We start from the raw sequence: 1,183 nt of genomic DNA on the forward strand, positions 1-1,183 counted from the left end.
TCACTGGTCGCCAGTGAGTTACGAAGCTTAGCCACGTTAGACTTCGGTACCATAATGTAGTGAGGACCATTAGGGGCCGTTTTTCCACGCGTGTAGCCAGAGTTAAACGTCTTCATCTTGCTTAGCGACATGCCAGCCATTTCGGCTGCCTGTGTCAGTTCAATCTGCTGACCCACTTCTACGCGTGCCAAGGCACGAGATTCGTTGGGTGCCGGCAGACGTATGCCATAACGCTTACTGTTCTTGAGCAGTTGCCCCAGAGCTAGCATTTTTGGCACATAGACCGTCGTTTCTTTTGGCAGCGCTAAAGACCAGAAATTCGTCGGTCGTCCACGGGCTTTATTGGCTTTGATCGCTTTCAACACGTGTCCTTCACCGCTGTTATAGGCAGCAACCGTCAGTAACCAGTCACCGTCAAACATACTGTTAAGGCGCTGCATTATATCTAGGGCAACTTTGGTCGATGCCACAACATCGCGTCGTCCGTCATACCACTGGGTCTGCTTAAGACCATAAATTTTACCCGTCTGCGGCACGATCTGCCAGATGCCAGCGGCATTCGCAGATGATGTTGCATGAGGGTCAAAAGCGCTCTCCACTATGGGTAGTAGTACCAGTTCCATCGGCATTTTGCGTTGCTTAATTTGCTCGACAATCCAGTACATATACGGCTCTGCCCGTAATGTTACATCGTGGAGATAGCTCTTGTTCTTCAGATATTTTTGTTTTTGTTCGCGTATCCGGTAATTATCCGGAACTTTCATCTTCAGCTCGTCGCTAATGAAATTCCACAGATTTCTGTCCTGCGCAAGCGATGTTCCATCATTCTGCCAGCGCGGCGACAACATATTGTCTGAGTACTGTCCATTTTCACCTTGACCTGCCGAAGACAAACTCTGTGCATGCTGTTCTGGGATGTTAGCATCATGCCTTGATGTTTGGCACCCTAGCAGCAAGACCGGGGCGAGTAATATCGCTTTAGCCTTCATGTGTGTCATTGGTTCCGCTTAAAAGACGAACAATAATACGTGGTCGCTCCCCTCAGCACAACCTAAATTATCAAAAACGGTCTTTCTTCTCGCGTAGAGCCGCAAATACCTGCTACTCATGTTGAGGAGTCGTTTCTAATCCAATAGTGCGTTGTAATTCAATATCTTGCGTTCATGGTTAAGAGATTGAATCG

The 1,183-nt window shown here is 48.1% G+C and carries 1 protein-coding gene; it reads right to left on the reverse strand.

From position 1 onward, the window contains the following. Positions 1-989: murein transglycosylase D (gene mltD, locus BBW68_RS07870; protein WP_070134731.1), on the reverse strand; the 989-nt coding region annotated here is incomplete at its 3' end. Positions 990-1,183 lie beyond the last annotated feature (194 nt).

This window comes from Candidatus Erwinia dacicola, assembly GCF_001756855.1.
Taxonomy (GTDB): domain Bacteria; phylum Pseudomonadota; class Gammaproteobacteria; order Enterobacterales; family Enterobacteriaceae; genus Erwinia; species Erwinia dacicola.